This is a genomic window from Paenibacillus sp. MCAF9, assembly GCF_052114265.1.
In the GTDB taxonomy this organism is placed as follows: Bacteria; Bacillota; Bacilli; order Paenibacillales; family Paenibacillaceae; genus Pristimantibacillus.
In genome coordinates, this window is the sequence record NZ_JBFREL010000038.1 from 16,201 (window position 1) to 35,390 (window position 19,190).

General features: G+C 43.1%; 17 protein-coding genes. 12 read left to right on the forward strand and 5 right to left on the reverse strand.

What is annotated here, in order from left to right; all coding sequences use genetic code 11:
• Positions 1-181 precede the first annotated feature (181 nt).
• Positions 182-1,402 (forward strand): amino acid deaminase/aldolase, encoded by a 1,221-nt coding sequence (locus AB4Z45_RS29715; RefSeq protein ID WP_441912923.1) that lies wholly within the window; start codon positions 182-184, stop codon positions 1,400-1,402.
• On the forward strand, positions 1,390-2,712 hold the full coding sequence (locus AB4Z45_RS29720; protein WP_441912924.1) for a D-arabinono-1,4-lactone oxidase: 1,323 nt from the start codon (positions 1,390-1,392) through the stop codon (positions 2,710-2,712). The genes AB4Z45_RS29715 and AB4Z45_RS29720 overlap by 13 nt, the downstream gene beginning before the upstream one ends.
• Here AB4Z45_RS29720 and AB4Z45_RS29725 read toward each other — a convergent pair.
• A complete protein-coding gene (locus AB4Z45_RS29725; RefSeq protein WP_441912925.1) occupies positions 2,696-3,616 on the reverse strand; it encodes a LysR family transcriptional regulator in 921 nt (306 codons plus the stop codon). The two genes, AB4Z45_RS29720 and AB4Z45_RS29725, sit on opposite strands and share 17 nt — an antisense overlap.
• 198 nt (positions 3,617-3,814) lie before the next feature.
• Between AB4Z45_RS29725 and AB4Z45_RS29730 the strand changes: the two genes are divergently transcribed.
• The 4 genes from AB4Z45_RS29730 to AB4Z45_RS29745 all read left to right on the forward strand — a co-directional run bounded on the left by AB4Z45_RS29730 (position 3,815) and on the right by AB4Z45_RS29745 (position 9,566).
• Positions 3,815-4,558, forward strand: a complete 744-nt coding sequence (locus AB4Z45_RS29730; RefSeq protein WP_441878295.1) for an SDR family NAD(P)-dependent oxidoreductase — start codon at positions 3,815-3,817, stop codon at positions 4,556-4,558.
• A gap of 59 nt (positions 4,559-4,617) precedes the next feature.
• A complete protein-coding gene (locus tag AB4Z45_RS29735; protein WP_441912926.1) occupies positions 4,618-5,373 on the forward strand; it encodes an SDR family NAD(P)-dependent oxidoreductase in 756 nt (251 codons plus the stop codon).
• 429 nt (positions 5,374-5,802) lie between these two features.
• A complete protein-coding gene (locus AB4Z45_RS29740; RefSeq protein ID WP_441912927.1) occupies positions 5,803-7,755 on the forward strand; it encodes an ABC transporter ATP-binding protein/permease in 1,953 nt (650 codons plus the stop codon).
• Positions 7,752-9,566: an ABC transporter ATP-binding protein/permease gene (locus AB4Z45_RS29745; RefSeq protein ID WP_441912928.1), complete on the forward strand. Its 1,815-nt coding sequence runs from the start codon at positions 7,752-7,754 to the stop codon at positions 9,564-9,566. Before AB4Z45_RS29740 ends, AB4Z45_RS29745 begins: the two co-directional genes overlap by 4 nt.
• Before the next feature lie 127 nt (positions 9,567-9,693).
• Here AB4Z45_RS29745 and AB4Z45_RS29750 read toward each other — a convergent pair whose 3' ends face one another.
• Together AB4Z45_RS29750 and AB4Z45_RS29755 are read right to left on the reverse strand one after the other, a co-directional pair.
• Positions 9,694-11,358: a sensor histidine kinase gene (locus AB4Z45_RS29750; RefSeq protein WP_441912929.1), complete on the reverse strand. Its 1,665-nt coding sequence runs from the start codon at positions 11,356-11,358 to the stop codon at positions 9,694-9,696.
• 7 nt (positions 11,359-11,365) lie between these two features.
• On the reverse strand, positions 11,366-12,049 hold the full coding sequence (locus tag AB4Z45_RS29755; RefSeq protein ID WP_441912930.1) for a response regulator transcription factor: 684 nt from the start codon (positions 12,047-12,049) through the stop codon (positions 11,366-11,368).
• A gap of 228 nt (positions 12,050-12,277) precedes the next feature.
• Here AB4Z45_RS29755 and AB4Z45_RS29760 point away from each other — a divergent pair, with 228 nt between their 5' ends.
• The 6 genes from AB4Z45_RS29760 to AB4Z45_RS29785 all read left to right on the forward strand — a co-directional run bounded on the left by AB4Z45_RS29760 (position 12,278) and on the right by AB4Z45_RS29785 (position 16,942).
• Positions 12,278-12,634, forward strand: a complete 357-nt coding sequence (locus tag AB4Z45_RS29760; protein ID WP_076266468.1) for a nucleotide excision repair endonuclease — start codon at positions 12,278-12,280, stop codon at positions 12,632-12,634.
• Between the two features lie 208 nt (positions 12,635-12,842).
• Entirely contained in the window at positions 12,843-13,820 is a 978-nt protein-coding gene (locus tag AB4Z45_RS29765) for a ring-cleaving dioxygenase (protein WP_441912931.1), read from the forward strand.
• A 111-nt stretch (positions 13,821-13,931) separates the two neighbouring features.
• Complete coding sequence (locus AB4Z45_RS29770; RefSeq protein ID WP_054025674.1) at positions 13,932-14,273, forward strand: zinc ribbon domain-containing protein YjdM; 342 nt, start codon at positions 13,932-13,934, stop codon at positions 14,271-14,273.
• Positions 14,274-14,482: 209 nt separating this feature from the next.
• Positions 14,483-15,172, forward strand: coding sequence for an N-acetylmannosamine-6-phosphate 2-epimerase (locus AB4Z45_RS29775; RefSeq protein ID WP_441912932.1), 690 nt, complete (start codon positions 14,483-14,485; stop codon positions 15,170-15,172).
• Positions 15,173-15,175: 3 nt separating this feature from the next.
• The gene (locus tag AB4Z45_RS29780; RefSeq protein ID WP_441912934.1) at positions 15,176-16,075 is read left to right on the forward strand and encodes an ROK family protein; all 900 of its coding nucleotides are present in this window, start codon (positions 15,176-15,178) and stop codon (positions 16,073-16,075) included.
• 12 nt (positions 16,076-16,087) lie between these two features.
• Positions 16,088-16,942 carry a MurR/RpiR family transcriptional regulator gene (locus AB4Z45_RS29785; RefSeq protein WP_441912936.1) on the forward strand — a complete coding sequence of 285 codons (855 nt, stop codon included), beginning with the start codon at positions 16,088-16,090 and terminating at the stop codon, positions 16,940-16,942.
• Positions 16,943-17,083: 141 nt separating this feature from the next.
• On the opposite strand, the gene AB4Z45_RS29790 is transcribed toward AB4Z45_RS29785, so the two are convergent.
• Both AB4Z45_RS29790 and AB4Z45_RS29795 read right to left on the reverse strand, forming a co-directional pair.
• The gene (locus tag AB4Z45_RS29790) at positions 17,084-17,707 is read right to left on the reverse strand and encodes an acetate uptake transporter (protein ID WP_441912938.1); all 624 of its coding nucleotides are present in this window, start codon (positions 17,705-17,707) and stop codon (positions 17,084-17,086) included.
• A gap of 189 nt (positions 17,708-17,896) precedes the next feature.
• Positions 17,897-19,039: an acyltransferase gene (locus AB4Z45_RS29795; RefSeq protein WP_441912940.1), complete on the reverse strand. Its 1,143-nt coding sequence runs from the start codon at positions 19,037-19,039 to the stop codon at positions 17,897-17,899.
• Between the last annotated feature and the right edge of the window lie 151 nt (positions 19,040-19,190).

Here is a 19,190-nt window from a genome sequence, read left to right on the forward strand (position 1 = left end):
GATCATTTTCGAATATACAAAAAAGAGCTGTCTTTCAAACGCCGCTGGCGGGAGAAGGGCAGCTCTTTTTTTGTTATCGGATTTGCGGCAAACGCAAGGCTGCTCACATTCCCGCCAAGCTAAGCGCCAGCAAATAAAAAGGATTTCAACTAGAAGTGAGGAATATAATGTAAAAATAAACATGCTTAAACAGAATGGAGAATGGCCTATCGAGCTCCCTCACTATGAGCAATATAAAAGGATTTTTGCGCAGACAGCGAAGCCTTTTGCTTATGTAAATCTTGATTTATTGGATGCGAATAGTAGATCCATTGCGGCTGCGGCGGGTGACAAGAAAATTCGTATCGCAAGCAAATCAATAAGGTCTGTGGAGGTTCTTCGACGTATTCTTCATTCAGACAAAGTGTATCAAGGCGTCATGTGTTATACGGCAAGAGAGGCGGCTTTTCTGCTGAAGCATGGCTTTGATGATTTGCTGCTTGGTTATCCCGTTTGGGAGCCGGGCGAAATATCAATTCTGTTAGAAGCTGCAGCTAGTGGCCGAACGGTTGTATTTATGGTTGATTCCATTCAGCATGTGGAGCATATCGAGCGGCTTGCAGCAGCCACTGGCGTACAGGCAGCGCTTTGTCTGGATATCGATATGTCTGCAAACTATCCAGGACTGCATTTTGGCATATGGAGATCTCCGGTAACCACATGGCCGCTGGCTAAGCCGATTGCCGATAGGATTATGCAATCCAAATGGGTAAGGCTGGACGGTGTAATGGGGTACGAGGCGCAAATTGCTGGGTTAGGGGATCAAGTCTCAGGACAGTGGTTAAAAAATTCAGTCATCCGCCAGATGAAGCGGCGTTCAATTCGAGAAGTAGCTGAAAGGCGTGAGGAAGTGCTGCAAGGTATTCATGCGTTAGGAGGGGAACTGCGCTTTGTAAACGCTGGAGGTACTGGGAGTATAAGCAGCTCTAAACTGGAGCAGGGAGTAACGGAGATCACCGTGGGCTCTGGTTTTTATTGTCCTACGCTGTTCGATCATTATGCTGGTTTTCAGTATTTGCCTGCTGCTGGATATGCGGTGGAGGTCGTGCGGAAGCCTAGATTAGATATGGTAACCTGCTTGGGCGGGGGTTACACCGCTTCAGGTGCTGTTAGCGCGGAAAAAGCGCCGCAGCCGCATTTGCCTGAAGGCTTAAGGTTGATTTCGTTAGAAGGCGCGGGTGAGGTGCAGACGCCGCTTCGTTGTCCGAGCGGTTTGGCTCTCGAGCTGGGAGATCCAATCTTTTTCCGGCATGCGAAGGCTGGGGAATTATGTGAACGGTTTCCGATGCTGTATGCGATAACTGGGGAAGGCATTGTTGATGAGTACTTAACCTACCGCGGAGAAGGGGAATGCTTCCTATGAAAGCGAATCGGAAAAGCTGGACAAATTGGTCGGGGTCAGTCACTGCCGCTCCTGAGCTTATTCGGCATCCGAAGACGATAGATGAAGTAGTGGCAATCGTTCGTCATGAGTGTTTGAATAAAGGGAAATATTTGCGCGTTGTAGGATCAGCGCACTCTTTTACGGCGGTTGCTGCTTCTGATCAGGTGCTTGTATCGCTCGACGAGCTGCAAGGAGTGGTGAGTGTGGATGCTGACGAGCAGACGGCTGTCATCTGGGCAGGAACGAAGCTGAAGCGGTTAGGCGAGCTGTTGCATGAAGAAGGACTGGCGCAGGAAAATCTAGGCGATATAGATGTTCAGTCGATTGCAGGTGCGATCAGTACAGGAACTCACGGATCAGGGCTGCGCTTAGGAAGTATAGCTACACAGGTGATTGGCATAACGGTCGTAAACGGCTTAGGAGAAGTGCTGGAATATACGCTTCAGTCACATCCGGCTGTATTTCGAGCATTGCAGGTTTCATTAGGCACATTAGGCATTATTGTTCAGGTAAAGCTCCGTTTAAGGAGCTCTTATGTACTTTCCTATGAGAGCAAACGTATGGCTTTGACGGACTGCTTGACGCAATTGCCGAATCTTGTAGAGGATAACCGGCATTTTGAGTTTTTTTGGTTTCCATATGCGGAGACTTGTCAGGTCAAACTGATGAATGAGACGGATGCGCCCATACCTACGAACAAATGGATTGAATATGTAAATGAAAAGCTAATTGAAAACACATTGTTTGGCTTACTATCAGGGCTTTGTAAGATGATCCCCACTGCAAGTGCTGCCATAAGCAGGTTAAGTGCATCAAGTGTACCCGTTGCGACAAAAGCGAACTATAGCCACCGCATATTTGCGACAGAAAGAACCGTCCGTTTTTATGAAATGGAATACAGCTTGCCGAAAGAAGCCATGACGTCGGTCATTCGTGAAATGCGAGAGGCAATGGAACGTGAGCGATTCCATGTTCATTTCCCTATTGAGTGCCGATATGTGGCGGCTGATGAAATCTGGCTTAGTCCTGCGTATGGCCGCGATTCTGCCTATATAGCAATCCATATGTATAAAGGCATGCCGTACAAACGTTATTTTGAAGTGATGGAGCAAATCTTTCTTCGGTATGAAGGCAGACCCCACTGGGGGAAAATGCATACGCTCAAAGCTGCCAATTTAATTAAGCGCTATCCGATGTGGCAGGAATTTGCCGAAATAAGAAAGCAAATGGACCCACATGATTTGTTCATGAGTCCTTATTTGCGGGAGTTGTTTACGACTCAAAATTAGCTTTTACATCCGCTAGATCATGTTTAAGCCGGGTAATAAAGCTCTTTGAGATCGGAGTAGAGTGATGTCCTTCAGGCTGAATAAGGCCTAAATAAACAGCACCTTGGCCAGTTAAATCGAGCTCCAAAATGACCGATTGATCCCGAATAATGGACAAATCACTCACAAAAGAATAATCAAGGCCGATGGTTACGGCATGATGATTTAGGAGTGCCCTGCCAATCGAATTCGGGTTGTTTGTCGTAAACAAAATATCCACCGCGCCATATTTGGCTTGAAAGTCATCCATAAACCATTTCACATAATCATCATTATACAAGACGATCGTTTGCTGCATAATTTCCTCTGGCGTAATCGTTTTGTTAAGCGCCAATGGAGACTGTGTGCTTACTGCAGCAACCATCTTTACACTCATCAAGCGTTCAATGGACAGTCCGATATTTTCAACAAGGCGATTCTCAAACAATATAATAAAACCCAAGTCGGCTCGATTATGCAGAATGTCGTCGATAATTTCCTGAGAGCCCTTCTCGAAAATTTCCATTCGTATTTGCGGATAATCCTTTTTAAAATCCATGACGGCATTCTCAATCAGAAAAGCGTGGCCGGGAATGGTGGCGAATCGCAAATGGCCTTGTACAGAATTAGAATAGCCCTGTGTGGTCTCAACTAGCTCTTTATACTTGTTAAGAACTTCATACACCTTTTTTATAATGACAATTCCTTCGGCTGTTGGTACTGCTCCTGACCGAGATCGCTTGAGGATGACAACCCCCCATTCTGTTTCTAGGCTTGAAATCGCCTGGCTAATAGCCGATACGGTGACATGAAGATTTTGAGCAGCAGCCGAGATCGACCCCGTTTTTACAACTTCAACAAGATACTCCAGCTTTTCGATATTCATGAATGACCTATCTCCCTTGTTTTAGTTTTTCTTAAGTATAATTCAATTTGTTTAAATTTATCTTAACTTATAACAGTGATAAGATGAAATCAAGGTACAGATACTCGTACTTATAAAGTAAGAGTGAAATTGGCGGATTTTGGACAACGTAATCGAGACCGTTTATGGACTCGAATCATAAGAAGGAGTGTTGATAACATGAGATTCCAAGATAAAGTTGTTATTGTTACTGGCGGTGCAAGCGGTATTGGCGAAGTAACCGTCCGCTTATTTGCCGAAGAAGGGGCGAAAGTGGTCATTGCGGATTTTTCTGATCATGGGCAGGGCGTTTCCGATCAGTTGAATACTGAAGGCTTTGATACCTTGTTTGTAAAAACGGACGTGTCCAACGAGGACGACGTCATTCATATGGTATCCCAGACGGTGAACAAATATGGCAAGCTGGATGTTCTGTTTGCAAACGCAGGTATAGCTAAGGACGGGCCTGCTGATCTATTAAGCTTAGATGCCTGGAATAGAACCATTGATATCAATCTAACAGGCGTATTTCTCTGTGATAAATATGCAATCAAGCAAATGCTTGCACAAGGCACAGGCGGTTCCATCGTAAATTGCGGCTCCATCCATAGCCACGTTGGCAAAGCAAATGTTACCGCTTATGCTTCTGCGAAAGGCGGCGTTAAGCTTTTGACACAGTCGCTGAGTGCTGACTATGCAACTAAAGGCATTCGCGTCAATGCAATATGCCCAGGATACATTGATACACCGCTCATCGCAGGACGGAATGAAGCGATTACGCAGCATCTTATCGATTTGCATCCAATGAAACGTCTTGGCAAGCCTGAAGAAGTCGGTAAAGCCGTTTTGTTCCTTGCCAGCGATGATGCTTCTTTTATAACAGGTGCCAGCCTGCTTGTTGATGGTGGCTACACAGCGGTCTAATTCGCATTTCAGTAACTCGGATCTCGTAAGGAAGACAAATCCGAAAGGAAGGATCAACGATGAGATTACAAGGCAAAATTGCTGTTATTACAGGCGCAGGTACAGGTATAGGAAAAACAACAGCGCTTCGGTTTGCTAAAGAGGGAGCCAAAGTTGTCGTAACGGATATCAATCTTGAAAATGTTAAAAAAACAGCGGACGAGATTCAACAGTCCGGCGGTGAAGCGCTAGCTTTACACCATGATGTCAGTCATGAGGATAGCTGGACTCAGGTCGTTGACGCATCCTTATCCGCATATGGACAAATTGATATTTTATTTAATAATGCAGGAATCTATTTCATTAAGCCTCTCGCAGAAATGACGTTGGACGAGTTTAATCGCATGATGAGCATCAATGTCACCAGCGTATTTCTTGGGATGAAGCATGTTATGCCGCTGATGGCGAAGAAAGGCGGCGGGTCGGTCATCAATGCCTCCTCCGTTGCAGGTCTAAAAGGGGCTGCAGGTCATATTGCATATGGTGCCAGCAAGGGCGCTGTACGAATTATGACCAAGGATGCTGCCGTTGAGTACGCTCCGGCTAATGTCCGCGTCAATTCGATTCATCCGGCCTACATTAATACGGCGATGGGAGCCTACGCTGTTAGCACAGCTAAAATACCTGAGTCTGAATTAGCCGAAATTGTGGCGCCATTAGGACGTTTTGGTACGGTAGAGGAAGTCGCGAATTTAGTTGTTTTCCTGGCATCCGATGAATCATCCTTCTCAACGGGTGCAGAATTCATTCTCGATGGCGGGGCTACTGCGAGATAAATAAAAAAAGTAAGGGCACCCAAGCGCGGGTGCCCTTACTTTTTGTCTAGCTTTAAATAGAGAAAGGAATTATTTTAATCAACTAGCGCGCCGAAAGAAAGTCTGAATGCTTCGTATTGTGGAGCGGATGCTGCGTCCGCGTGTACTTATAAAATAAAAATGTGAAGAGCGTTTTCTGTGGTGTAGGTATTTGCCTATAGGGGATATAATTCGTCTGCCAAAGTGAACGATAACCTCGTGCAATTATTTTATTTGATCGATTATATATAAGTCATTATAAACAGTTGAGCGTCAGAAGATAACCTATGGTGAAACATAGGTTATCTTCTGACGCTCTTTTTATTGTCGTACCGCCACCTGAATGACACATTGACCCCTTATAGTATAGAAACCGCCATCAATAATAAAGGAAAGATAGGAGAAATAAACATGTATGAAATTCATAATGTATCCAGATTATTTGGCCAGGAATATGCACTTAAAAATATATCTCTTGAAATCAAGGGTGGGCTTAACTTTATCGTAGGTGCATCAGGAAGCGGGAAAACAACCCTCCTCAAAATATTAGCAGGCTTGGACCAGGATTTTAAAGGTGAGGCTTATTACAAAAAGCAAAATCTAAAAACGCTCAGCCAAAAGGATAAGAGTGAGTATCACAATAAAAAAATCGGGATCGTATGGCAGGAATTTAACTTGATCGACGATTTATCGGTATTGGATAACATAAAAATGCCTCTCTATTTAAAAGATACCATTTCAGGTGAACGAATAACTCAGCTCATGAAGCAGCTTAAAATTAATGAGCTCGCAAAGCAGAAGGTCAGAAATCTATCTGGCGGCCAAAAGCAGCGGGTAGCTATAGCAAGAGAGCTTATGAAAAATCCTGAGGTCCTTATTGCGGATGAGCCCACAGCTGCGCTTGACCCGAAATCAGCCAGTGTAATTATTAATATATTGAAGCAAATTGCCAAAACGCGTACAGTCATTATCGTCACGCATGATAGCTCGATGCTTGACGATAAGAGCAGTGTTTTTGAGTTTGATAAAGGTGAGCTCGTGTCGGAAACGAAAGTCGAACAAGCTAAGCCAAAATCATCTCCGATGACAGCAAAACCTGCATTATCTGTGAAGCGGACCATGTCAATCTCAATGACCAATATAAAGAGTAAAATAAGCAGATACGCGGTGTTGGTGATTGCCATATTGGTATCGACAAGCTTTCTATTAATGAATACAACAGGCCGTATACAAAACACGAGTCAAAACAGCTTTGATGAATTGTACGCTGCGATTGGCGAGGGCCTTTTTGATATTGAAATTGCGTCTAAATTTATAAGCGCAGGCAGTTCAAGCGAATCTGATCAAGAGCAAAAGCCGAATGTCGATGTGGATCAGGACATTGCAGGCCTTTATGAAAAATACTTAAATGATGAACGTGTGAAGCACGTGGTATTTGCTCAGGCAGTGAATAATATTACGGTAGTCTTAGATGGCAAGGAGCACAAGATTGAGGGCTCAAACAATGTTCCTGTATTCAAAAAGCTAATAGCTGGTAAAATGCCCTCGGGTGATCATAATGAAGTGGTTGTCTCAAACAGCTTGGCAGATGTTTTAGGCGTTTCCAATAATGATCTCATCGGCAAAACGATTGACCTCCGCGGGACGTTATTTAATTGGGATTCCGGAGAACCAGTTGAAATGCCAGTTGGTACAACTGTCAAAATTGTTGGTGTAGCGGATACAACAGCTGTGGTAGAGATTAATGGTGAGATTAAGGAGTTTCCAGTAAACGACTCATTCTTTTTCAGTAAATCATCAGTTATGGAAATGCGTGAACAGGCGAACATGAAATCCAAAACGTCTAATTTCTCGATGAGAGCAAATAGCGCTGAAGACATGATTTCATTGAAAGACGAGCTGCTGGCGATGGGAATTGTGCCGAATGGCAGGTTTGAACTGGTCGAAGATATGGTTCGATTAAATGCTCAGGCGAAAGAACAATCAGGCTCAGCTGTCATTGTCATTAGCATTCTGTCTCTAATCGTTTCGTTTGCCATTTCGTTCATGACAGCGGCTATGCGAAAAAGAGAATATGCGATTTTCAAAATAAACGGCTATAGGAATAGCGATCTAACAAAAATGACGTTCGTGGAATACTTGTTTGTTAGCTTAGCAGCATTTGTATTATTTGTGTTGGCCTCTCCACTCATCAACATGGCTATGAATTCAATTGCTGGCTCGCCGGGTGTTTTGGAAGCCAAATCATATGCTATAGAAGCGGGCCTGATAATCCTCATTGCTTGGTTTTGCAGCTTGATAACAACGATGGTGATTGGGACTGTAAATACATTCAAATCGTTGAAGTCAGGTGACAGATCATGATTATTTTAGAAGAGGTAACAAAAAAATATGGTGACCAAACTATTTTAAACCATATAGGCTATACGTTTCGGGATACAGGGATTACCTGTATTCTTGGCGCATCAGGCAGTGGGAAAAGTACATTATTGAACCTGCTCGCAGGGTTTGATATGAATTACAAAGGAAACATTACGGTATGCGATGAGAAAATTACAGAAATGACTCCAGCAGAGCTTTGCCAATTCCGACAAAACCATATCGGGTTTATTTTTCAAAGTTACAATTTAATAAGCGGTTATACTGTTATGGAAAATATTTTAATCGCAGCTGAGTTGAACGGGAAATCAGCGCAAGAAAACCGTGATAAGGTATTTGCATTAATCAAAGAGTTGGGCATCGAAACGAAGGCAGAAGAAAAAGTGGAAAATCTATCAGGGGGGCAAAAGCAACGCGTAGCGATTGCGAGAGCACTTGTGAATGATCCACAAATATTATTCGCAGATGAGCCTACTGGAGCACTTGATCGTGAGTTAGCTAATCAAATTATGGATATCTTGAAGGAAGTGGCAAGGGATCGGCTGGTCGTTGTCATTACCCATGATAAAAAGATATGTTCGTGGGCTGATGAAGTTTTGTCTACCCAAAATGGGAAGATAAATGTTATTTCATCTCAAGTAACATCAGCAGAACAAACGATAGTCCAAAAGCAAATCAAAGCAAAGCATACGAGTAACCGTGCCCAGGTATCCATTTGGAAACGTGCTTTTAAAAACTTTAGAGTGCGGCTATTTCGTTATATGGCAGTTAGCTTGGTCATTGCAATAGGAATTGCGCTGTTTGTTGTCTCACTCTCATCCAGCAACATCATGAGTCAGTCTATTACTGATTTTAAAGACAAAAACACAGCGTTCAATAATGGATACATCGCGTTAAATGAGAAACAAGATCCATTCAAGCTATTAAGCCAGGATCATAGAATTGAAAATGTCTATTATCAATATGTACTCAAGGACGTAGAACTTACCCTAAGTGTAGGGATCGTTAGCTTTAAAGAGAAAATACCCATACCAAGAGCCACTGAAAATATGTCATATGGCATCATGCCGAGATATGGGGAGAACGAGATTTCAATTACGCCAAGTGTAGGGAGAAAACTTACCGATAATATTCGTGAGCTCATAGGTCAAAGAATAACACTAAAATATAACGGACACAGTTTCCCTCTCACAATCAGCGGTATCTATAACGCAGGTTATGATGATTTTTTCATCAGCTCCGATGTGGAGCAATCACTGTATGGGCATGAGAGAGGAGAGCAGCCATTCTCAGTTTCTTATGATGTGACAAGCTTTTCGGATATTGTGCCGGTAACAGAGGATTTGGAAAAACAAAACATAACGACCAAAACGGCTGTGGAGCAAGTCGCTGCTCTGGAGAAAACCTTTAACAGCGTAAAGAAGCTTTTTCTTGCTGTGTCCATTCTTATTTTATCCATCGCACTATTTATTAGCATTGTACTGCTTGCTAAACAAACAAACGCTAGATATCGTGAGATCGGAATTTTAGCAGCTCTCGGCTACAACAAGGGATGGATCAGGGGGATATTAGCTGCTGAAAACATCCTTTTAGCTAGTACATCAACGATTCTCAGTATCGGAATGTTCTTCGTCATCAGTTATGTATATAGCCTTTTGCTAGGGGGCGGAATGATCATACAAGCCCTGCAAATGGCGATTACCATCATTTCAACATTTATCATTATTCTTTTAATGAGTACGATAGTTAGTCGGAAACTAATTGCTGCTGAGCCAGCGGATGCTCTTCGGAAATAAAGGATTGTCAAGTAATACTTAGTGATGTTTAAAGGCGATATCGTGTTGCAAACGAAAACAGTCTATACTCCTGAATGATAGGGGTTTAGACTGTTTTTTTGTTATATTTTCAGCTAATTGACCTTAGTTAATTATGATCCAGTAGAGGAAGGGTCAAATAAAACGTTACACCATCCTCTTCATTAAACACGCCGTACTCACTTTCATGTCGTTGTAAAATCGCTTTTACGATAGACAAGCCGATGCCGGTTCCTCCAAGCTCACGGCTGCCTGATTGGTCGGCTCTATAGAAAGTGTCCCAAATATAAGGCAGATCCTCTTCGGGAATAGGCGTGCCCTCATTTTTAAGCTCTACCCGTACGGAGGATGGCTGTTCGGTCTTTATACGTATTTCAAGACGTCCTTGAACGGGGGTATGGCGTATAGCGTTGCCAAGCAGGTTGATCAGCACTTGCTCCAGCCGCTGCCGATCTGATCGCACCCATATTTCTTCGGCATCTAGTCCAATCAGCTGAGGACGAATGGATTTCTCATGCAAGAGTGGAGCCATCTTCGTGAGTACCGATTGGACCGTTTCATAAAGCGGGACCGTTGACCATTGCAGTGCAAACCGGCCGCTCTCTAATTGGGATAGATCCAGCAAATCGGCGACAAGACGGGCCATCCTCTCCGATTCCTCGATAATCACGGCCGTATATTTATCGCGTTTCAGTCCGTTTGCTACATTGTCTTGGAGCGCTTCTGCATAACCTTGGATTAGACTGACCGGTGTTTTTAATTCATGTGATACGCTTGCAACAAATTGCCTGCGCATGCGTTCTAGCTGCTTTTCTTTCTCGATATCATCAAGCAATTTCATATTCGCTTCCTGCAATTCGGCCATCGTTTGCTGCAGATTAAGGGCAAGGCTATTCATCGTTCCCGCGAGCTGGCCGATTTCATCCTTCCGGTTCATACGTACGAATGCAGTGAAATCGAGCTTGGCCAGACGCTTTGCTACTTTGTTCAGCTGCATCAGCGGCAATGTAATGGTGCGTGAAAGGAAATAAGCAAACAGTAAGATAGGAATGGCAGCAAGCGCGTAAAAATACATATAAAATCGGCTCATAACTTGAACGGCATCGCCGACGGGCTGGAGTGTAGCCAGCGCAATCAAATACGCATCTCCGCCTCTATGGTTCACTGTATTCGGCAGCTTCACTGCGGCAATCAGCATGTTTTCGTTATCAGCATTAAAGGATGAAATTTTCGTCACGCTCACATGTCCTGTTTGGGATAGTGTGCTGAATCGGTCGTTATTTTGCAGCCAAATGCTCATGGCGTCTGACAGCCGATTACTGTAGGGATTAACATAAGCTGCAGGTACAAGGGGTTGGCTTCTAATGTTCTTATCATCCAGATGAGGCTGGACGTAAGGTTCGGGATCGAGTTGAATCGATATATCGTAATCATTATTAAGGATGATGGAGGGCGTCACAGGTATAGCAGGAATGGCTTTGTAGCCCCCAGCATATACGTCGATTTTGTTTCCTTGCTTGTACAACGTGGCTGTTACACCGTAAAAGCGTTGTTCAAAGCTGACGACCTCTTCTGGCTTGACGTTTAGATCATAAACACCGGATGCATACTTATGATAAATGCTTTCCATCTGCTGAGATAGCTCATTCGACTTCTGCTCAATATAAAACGTTCCGAAAAATTTAGTCTGGAGCACCATCCATAAGATGATAAATAACATCAAAGCGACCAAGGTCACCCAAAATATTTTGAAATCCAATCGCTCTCTCTTCATAAATACCTCATGTTTTGTTTTGAAATTTATAGCCATTGTTGCGCACGGTTTGGATGTAATCAGCCTTGTCTCCTAGTTTTTTGCGTAGACGTTTAATCTGCGTATCGACTGTACGGGCATCGCCGAAATAATCGATCCCCCATAAGCGATCAAGAAGAGTATCTCTTGTTAATACGATATTTGGATGCTGGTAGAAGAACAGCAGCAGTTCGTATTCTTTTGGCGACAATTCGAGAAGCTTGCCGTAAAGATAAACTTCATGGGCTTGCTCATTAATTTCCAAATCATGATGCTTCTTCAGCTCTGCGGCCCCATCATGAACATGCCATCGGCTTAATAAGGCTTTAATTTTTGCGATCAATACTTTGGGGCTAAATGGCTTAGTTACATAATCGTCTGCACCCAATTCGTAGCCATATAACTTATCTTCTTCCTCCGACCTAGCCGTTAGCATAACAATTATAGTCTGGGAGTGACTGCGAAGCTGCTTGCATACTTCAAAACCATCTATACCGGGCATCATAATATCAAGCACAACGAGATCAGGCGGCGTATGGCGAGCATGCTCCAACGCTTCATAGCCATTTGCTGCTTGTATGATGCGGTAGCCCTCTTCTTCCAAATAATCTGCAACAAGCTCCCGCATTCGAGGCTCATCCTCAACGATGAGTATTAAGGGCTGTTTCACCATATTGGATTCAATCTCCTCTTTAGCCCTTGTTATTCCACTGTCATAGGGGCATTATGATTCATATTGTTGAAGCTCACTAATTACCACCATTATGGAGGAAATGATCCTGTAAACGCAATGCTGCCCTATATACCGGCTCATTCGTCCCTAATTTGCATTGCCAATGGTTTTCATTTGTCGTTTTATGATAGTATATAGACCTATACGCTAAGAAGGAAGTGAACCATTATGATCAACATAACGATTCCGGCGCCGGACGTAACCATAACCAAGCAGGTTAATCCACAGCTGAGCAATATTTATGGCTTTACTGATTTTCACCTGATTACAAGGGAGCACGGCGGTTTCTTTATGTTTTACAACGATAAGGACGAGCTGCTGTTTGTCGGCAAGGCACGGAAGCTAAGACCCCGTATCAAAAAACATTTTGAGGATTCCGTATCCGTCATGAAAAATCATCGCAATGAGGTTACTAAAATCGAGGTTTATGTTAATGAGGATTCGGTTGATCGCGAGATTTACGAAACATACCTTATAAACAAATTTAGAGCGAAATACAATGTAGAAAAAGTGTTCTTTAAATAAATAGATCGACAAACACAAAGCAATGAGCGCAGTCATTAGGACGAGGCTTATTGTTTTTTTGTTTGGCGAGATGGCGGCTTGTTGACATCGAAAAGTAAACCTGTTATATTTATCTTAAATTAAAGATAATTAAATTAAAGATTGTTTTTAAAAGATGATTTGTATTCATGAACCACGGGAAAGCTAAAATTGAATGGAGGAATATATAATGAATCAATTAAAAGGTATCCATCACGTTACGGCAATTACAAGCAGTGCAGAGCGCAACTATGACTTTTTTACAAATGTGTTAGGCATGCGATTAGTGAAAAAAACGGTGAACCAAGACGATATTCAAACGTATCACTTGTTTTTTGCAGATGATAAAGGCAACGCAGGCACTGACATGACATTTTTCGATTTTCCACATATTCCGAAAGGCGTGCATGGAACGAACGAAATTTCAAAAACGTCATTCCGAATTCCGAATGATGCGGCCCTGCAATACTGGGTAGAGCGCTTCAACCGTCTAGATGTGAAGCATACCGGTATTCAAGAAATGTTTGGCAAGAAATCACTTTCGTTCGTTGACTTTGATGACCAACAGTATCAATTGATTTCGGATGAAAATAATAAAGGGGTAGCTTCAGGAGTTCCTTGGGAAAAAGGACCAATCCCGTTAGAGCACGCGATTACGGGTCTAGGGCCAATCTTCATTCGTATTTCTAATTTCGAGAACTTCAAAACGATGCTGGAGAAAGTGCTGTTGTTCAAAGAAATTGACCAAGACGGTTCATTCCATCTATTTGAGGTTGGTGAAGGCGGAAACGGAGCTCAAGTTATCGTAGAATACAATGCTGTACTTCCACAAGCGCATCAAGGCTTCGGCACCGTTCACCACGTAGCATTCCGTGTAGAAGACCGCGGCGTATTGAATGAATGGATCGAGCGCCTAGAGAGCTTCCGATTACCGTCATCAGGCTATGTAAACCGTCACTTTTTCGAATCGTTGTACGCTAGAGTGGCTCCGCAAATTTTATTCGAATTTGCAACGGATGGTCCAGGGTTTATGGGTGATGAGCCTTATGAGACGCTTGGTGAAAAATTATCGCTGCCTCCTTTCCTAGAGCCTAAGCGTGAAGAAATCGAAAAATTAGTCCGTCCAATCGATACGGTTCGCAGTACGAAGGAGTTTATTAAAGAGTAATGCTTTAGAAATAGACAGAGGCAGTGGATTGATTGGACAATATCCCCTATACTTGTAAGGCAACTTCAAGGAGAACTTGAATGTACAATAAGGAATGGGGGACATGAATTTATGTCTAGTTTGCCAAATTGCCCGGAATGTAATTCTGAATACACGTATGAGGATGGCAGTCTGCTAATCTGTCCAGAATGCAGTCATGAATGGAGCTTACAATCAGAATCCGATAATGATGAAGATAAAAGAATAATTAAAGATGCGAATGGAAATGTGCTGAACGATGGCGATTCTGTAACGGTCATTAAGGACCTTAAAGTTAAAGGAAGCTCGCTCGTTATCAAAATAGGCACAAAAGTAAAAAACATCCGTTTGATTGAAGGCGATCATGATATTGATTGCAAAATTGATAGCTTTGGCGCTATGAAATTGAAGTCGGAATTTGTGAAGAAGATTTAGTATTTGTTTTTAATTCAAGTATAGATGAGGCCCGATTAGCTCTTTAGAGCTTATCGGGTCTTTTTATTGATGTTTAGAAGAAAATAATTTTCATAAATTAAATAATGGTGAAATTAATTTACAAAATGAGGGTATTATGATATGTTGATTTTGCCTAGATGGCAGCGGCAGTCAGTGAGTAAATACAAACAGCAGCGGAGTGGAGTCCAATGAATACAAATAGAAATGTACTTGATAGGATAAGAAGAAAGTTGGTCGTTTCCTGCCAAGCCTTGCCGGATGAACCGCTTCATAGTCCATTTATTATGGGGAGAATGGCATATGCAGCATTTTTGGGCGGTGCTTCAGGAATTCGTGCCAACAGCGTAGAGGATATTAGGGAAATTAAGCAGCAGGTAGATCTACCGATCATCGGTATTATAAAAAAGGATTATGAGGGCTCTTCCGTATTCATCACCCCTACGATGAAGGAAGTGGATGAACTTTGCCGCGAAGGCGTGGATATCATCGCAATGGATGCAACAAATCGTGTGAGGCCGGACGGTTCAACGATATCGGAATTATTTCCTTTACTACGAGATAAGTATAAAGATCAGCTCTTTATGGCGGATTGCTCGACCTATGCTGAAGCTATCGAAGCTGCAGCGCTAGGGTTTGACATTATTGGGACGACTCTTAGCGGCTATACGGAAGCAACAAAAGATAATGTTTTGCCGGATTTTCAGTTGATAGAGAAGCTCGTGAATACGATATCTGTTCCGATTATTGCGGAGGGCGGAATCTCTACACCTGAGGAACTAAAACGATTATTTGACCAAGGGATTTATTCGGCTGTAGTGGGTTCTTCCATTACAAGACCGATGGAAATAACCAAAAAATTCGTAAAGGCTGTTGAATAGCCCATGGGAATGAACATTTTAGCGGCAGATATTGGCGGTACTCATACAAAGATAGGCATTTGCGATGAACGAGGCCGTATCACTCAGTTCAAGGAGTATGCGACTGAAGCTCATATGGGCGGCAAACATCTCATGGAAAAATTGCTGTCCCAAATGGAGTCATATCAGCATTTTGATGCTGTCGCTATTAGTACGGCCGGACAAGTGAACGCGGATGAGGGCTGCATCTTGTATGCCAACGAGAATATCCCAAGCTATACAGGCATGAAGGTCAGAGAGATCGTAGAAAATCGTTTCCATAAGGCTGTGAAGGTTGAAAATGATGTGAATGCAGCAGCTTTAGGCGAGGCGTGTTTTGGAGCGGCAAAGTCGTTTGCAGATTTCTTATGCTTAACGTTTGGGACGGGGATTGGCGGAGCCATCGTCATAAATCGTCAGATCTATCGTGGTATGAGCGGCTCAGCTGCTGAATTCGGTCATATGTTTACCCGTCCATTGTCGCAAACGAATGGCGGCACGCGCATATCATTTTATGAAACTTATGCCTCAACGACAGCCTTAATTCGAATGGCTCAAGAAGCTGATCCTGAAATTGTAGACGGAAAAGGTTTTTTTGATAAAATACAGGTAGGAAACGAACCATTACAACAAATATTGCATACATGGACGACCGAAGTATCCGCGGGTCTGGCTTCACTCATTCATATTTTCAATCCACCTGCTATTATTGTAGGAGGCGGAGTGATGGAGCAGGATGAGCTTGTTCGAATGGTTGAGAAACAAACCAAAGCCTTAATTATGGAGAGCTTTGCGGGTGTGAACATCGTAAAGGCTTCTCTTGGAAATAAAGCTGGCTTATTAGGTGCGGCATCATTATTTCTACGCGGAATGGACAGGATTTAGGGAGGTGATCGATTGCGCACTATCAATATTTTTACAACGATTCATTCGAAATACAACAACCTGACAAATACCGAAAGGAAAGTAGCAGACTACATTCTGGATAACTCGGAAGGTGTCGTCTACATGTCGATTACTGATCTTGCAGATCACTGTGGAGTGGGCGAGTCCAGCGTATTCCGGTTTTGCAGGTCGTTAAGCTATAAAGGGTATCAGGATTTTAAAATCGCCCTTGCACACAGCATCACCGCTGAAAACGAAATACCGCAGCTCACGGACAAGGTTCTGATGAATGATACGATGGATCAAGTGTCCTCTAAGGTGCTGTCATCCAACATAAGTGCATTGAACGAGACCTATAACTTAATCGATAACGAAAAAATGGATCAGGCGATTGAGCATTTGCTCCAAGCGGAACGGGTCATATTTTTTGGCGTTGGATCCTCCTTAATGACGGCAATGGAAGCGAAAATCAAATTTATGCGCATCACAAACAAAACGGAATGCAGCATCGATTCGCATCTGCAGATGATGTCAGCGGCTTTGATGACGAACCGGGATGTCGCTGTCGTTATTTCTTATTCCGGTTCTACAAAGGATACAATTGAAGTAGCGAAAAGGGCCAAAGAAAGCGGTGCTACCGTCATTTCGATTACGAGGTTCGTTAAGTCGCCGCTGACCTCTTACTCTGATCTGACGCTGCTGTGCGGAGCGAATGAAGGACCTCTGCAGGGCGGTTCCTTATCTGCGAAGATTTCACAGCTTTATTTGCTCGATGTTTTGTATGTGGAATATTTTAAAAGAACCTATGAAGATTCAATAAGGAATAAGGAAAGCACGGCTGCGTCGGTAGCTGTGAAGTTGCTATAAAGCTTACGGTGAACAAAAAGAGGCAGAGTGCGGTCGTTAAGCACTCTGCCTCTTTTTTTGATTTTCATAGAAAAAGCCGCTCTATCGCGGATCGGCACGAAGAGCGGCTGGCTTTAACATTGTATAATGATGAGATTCCGATTATGAACGAGGCTTGAAGATGCCAAAAGGCCGACCGATTGGCAGAAACACACGTCCAAAATGCGTATTCAGTACAGCTGCGCCTGCGGCATATAGCGATAGGAGAGCAATACCCATTTCAGCATAGGCAGCTAGTGCGTGGAACACGTCGGGTGCTACTCCGAATGCATCGAAGCTCAGTCCAAGGAAAAGCAGATCAATTAGAACGAAGATGAAGAATAATACTTTATTGGTCTCCGCTGCTCCGATAGTCATCAGCAGCGAGAAAATGAGATAACCGACAAAAGCAAAACCAAGCTGCTTGCTGTCTGCGATTGCAGCCAGCCCAGCGCCGAACACACCGAGCTTGATCAGCCAACTGCCGGCCATCGCCATCCAGAAGAAAGCATAAGCGCCAAAGGCGGTCATACCGAATGTATTGTTATGTTTTGCATCTTGAATAGAAGCAAAGAGCTGAGCAAAGGCGCCTAGAAAAACCGCCCATGGAATAACGAGGCTTAGCCCGTCAGTTAAGCCGAGCTTCTGTGAGGAAGCTACGAGCGTAACGATAGCCAGCCCAAATAAGCCGATGGCGCTTGGGTCGGCTGTTACAATTTTGACATTGGAATGATGTTCATTATGCATGTTAGAAAAGAAACCTCCAATAGTTTTCAGGGGTAAACCTGCAATAGTATAGTTGATTCTGCCGATACCAGAATTTCTAGTTTAACGGAAAAGACCTGGCGCGCATAGGGGGAAATTATTGAAAACGCCCCTTTTGCCTTGTTTCAGCAGAGGGGCGTCACATAAATGTTTTAAATTCAGCCTTTGCGGCTACTGTCCGAGCGATTTCTGTTTGGGGATAGGTCCGAATAAAATCCAATGTCCTTTCACTTTTCCAGCCCAAGCAACGATGATCCATGAGCCAATTAAAGCAAGGAAGAAGCCTCCTGCAATCCATGCTCCGTAAACGAGCGGACTCCCATTCACATCCATCATACGGTAATATCTGAGGAACATCGGATGCAGCAAGTACATGCCAAATGATGCATGGCTGAGATGAATAAGCACCGATTTCAAATATTCCATGCGGGATGCCTTAATCCGAAGGGCTAGATGAATAAGCAGCAAACATGCCGAAGTAATATAAATTTCATTTTTTATTTGCACCAAGAAGCTATCGTTAAATAGTAGTTTTCCCTGCGCCTCGCGCAAGAAGTAGATCACGTTGAGCGTACCGGAAATGGCTACTACTACAATTAATGTGCTGCGTAAAGCAATGCTGCTGCGTTTGCGCTCCCAGAAGGCATAAAACTTCGTATAGTTGATTCCTATATAAGCCCCGATACAAAAGTACAAGCTGTATGCGAAAAAACCGCTGGTGACGTATTTGATTCCCATTTCCTTAGCGTTCAGCATATAAGCCCACTGAATGAGAAGTCCGCCTGTGATCAGCCAATTGACGAGACGCGGCCATTTTCTCATCACATACCAAAGTACAGGGAAGAGCAAATAACACTGGATAATAATAAAGATAAAATACAAATGAGCATAGGTTTTTCCAATCAGCAATTTAACGAGAAAATCCCAAGTTTGAAAATAAGAGATAAACTGCTCGAAATTAATAAATCCGTATCTGAAATAGATGATAGTGGCATAATACATAAACGAAAATAGGAGAAACGGCAGCATAATTTTAGTGATGCGTTTCTTGTAGAACATCGTAGCTGTTTGTTTGTTTAATGGTTTATCATTGTAATTGTAGAAAAGAGATATGCCGCTGATCAGAATGAAGAGAGGTACGGCGAATTTGGATAACGTATTAAATAGGACAAGAATCAAAAACAGTGTGGAGTTAGGATCGGTATTGACTACTGAAGAGGATGTCGCGTGAATCATAATGACAGCAAGTATGCCAAATGCGCGTAGGCTCTCAAGCTCAGTCAAAAGCGCCTTCTTAGCTGGCGGTTGAGACATTTATGCACCTCGTGAGTAAGTTGATAATTTAACAATATTTGTTGCTAAAATGCTGACAAGCTAGTATAGCACAAAAGTGGAAAAATATAATGTAGTAGTTTGTGGAGAAATTGTGTGCTAGCAGGAAAATTGAAAAAGGAACTTAAATTTA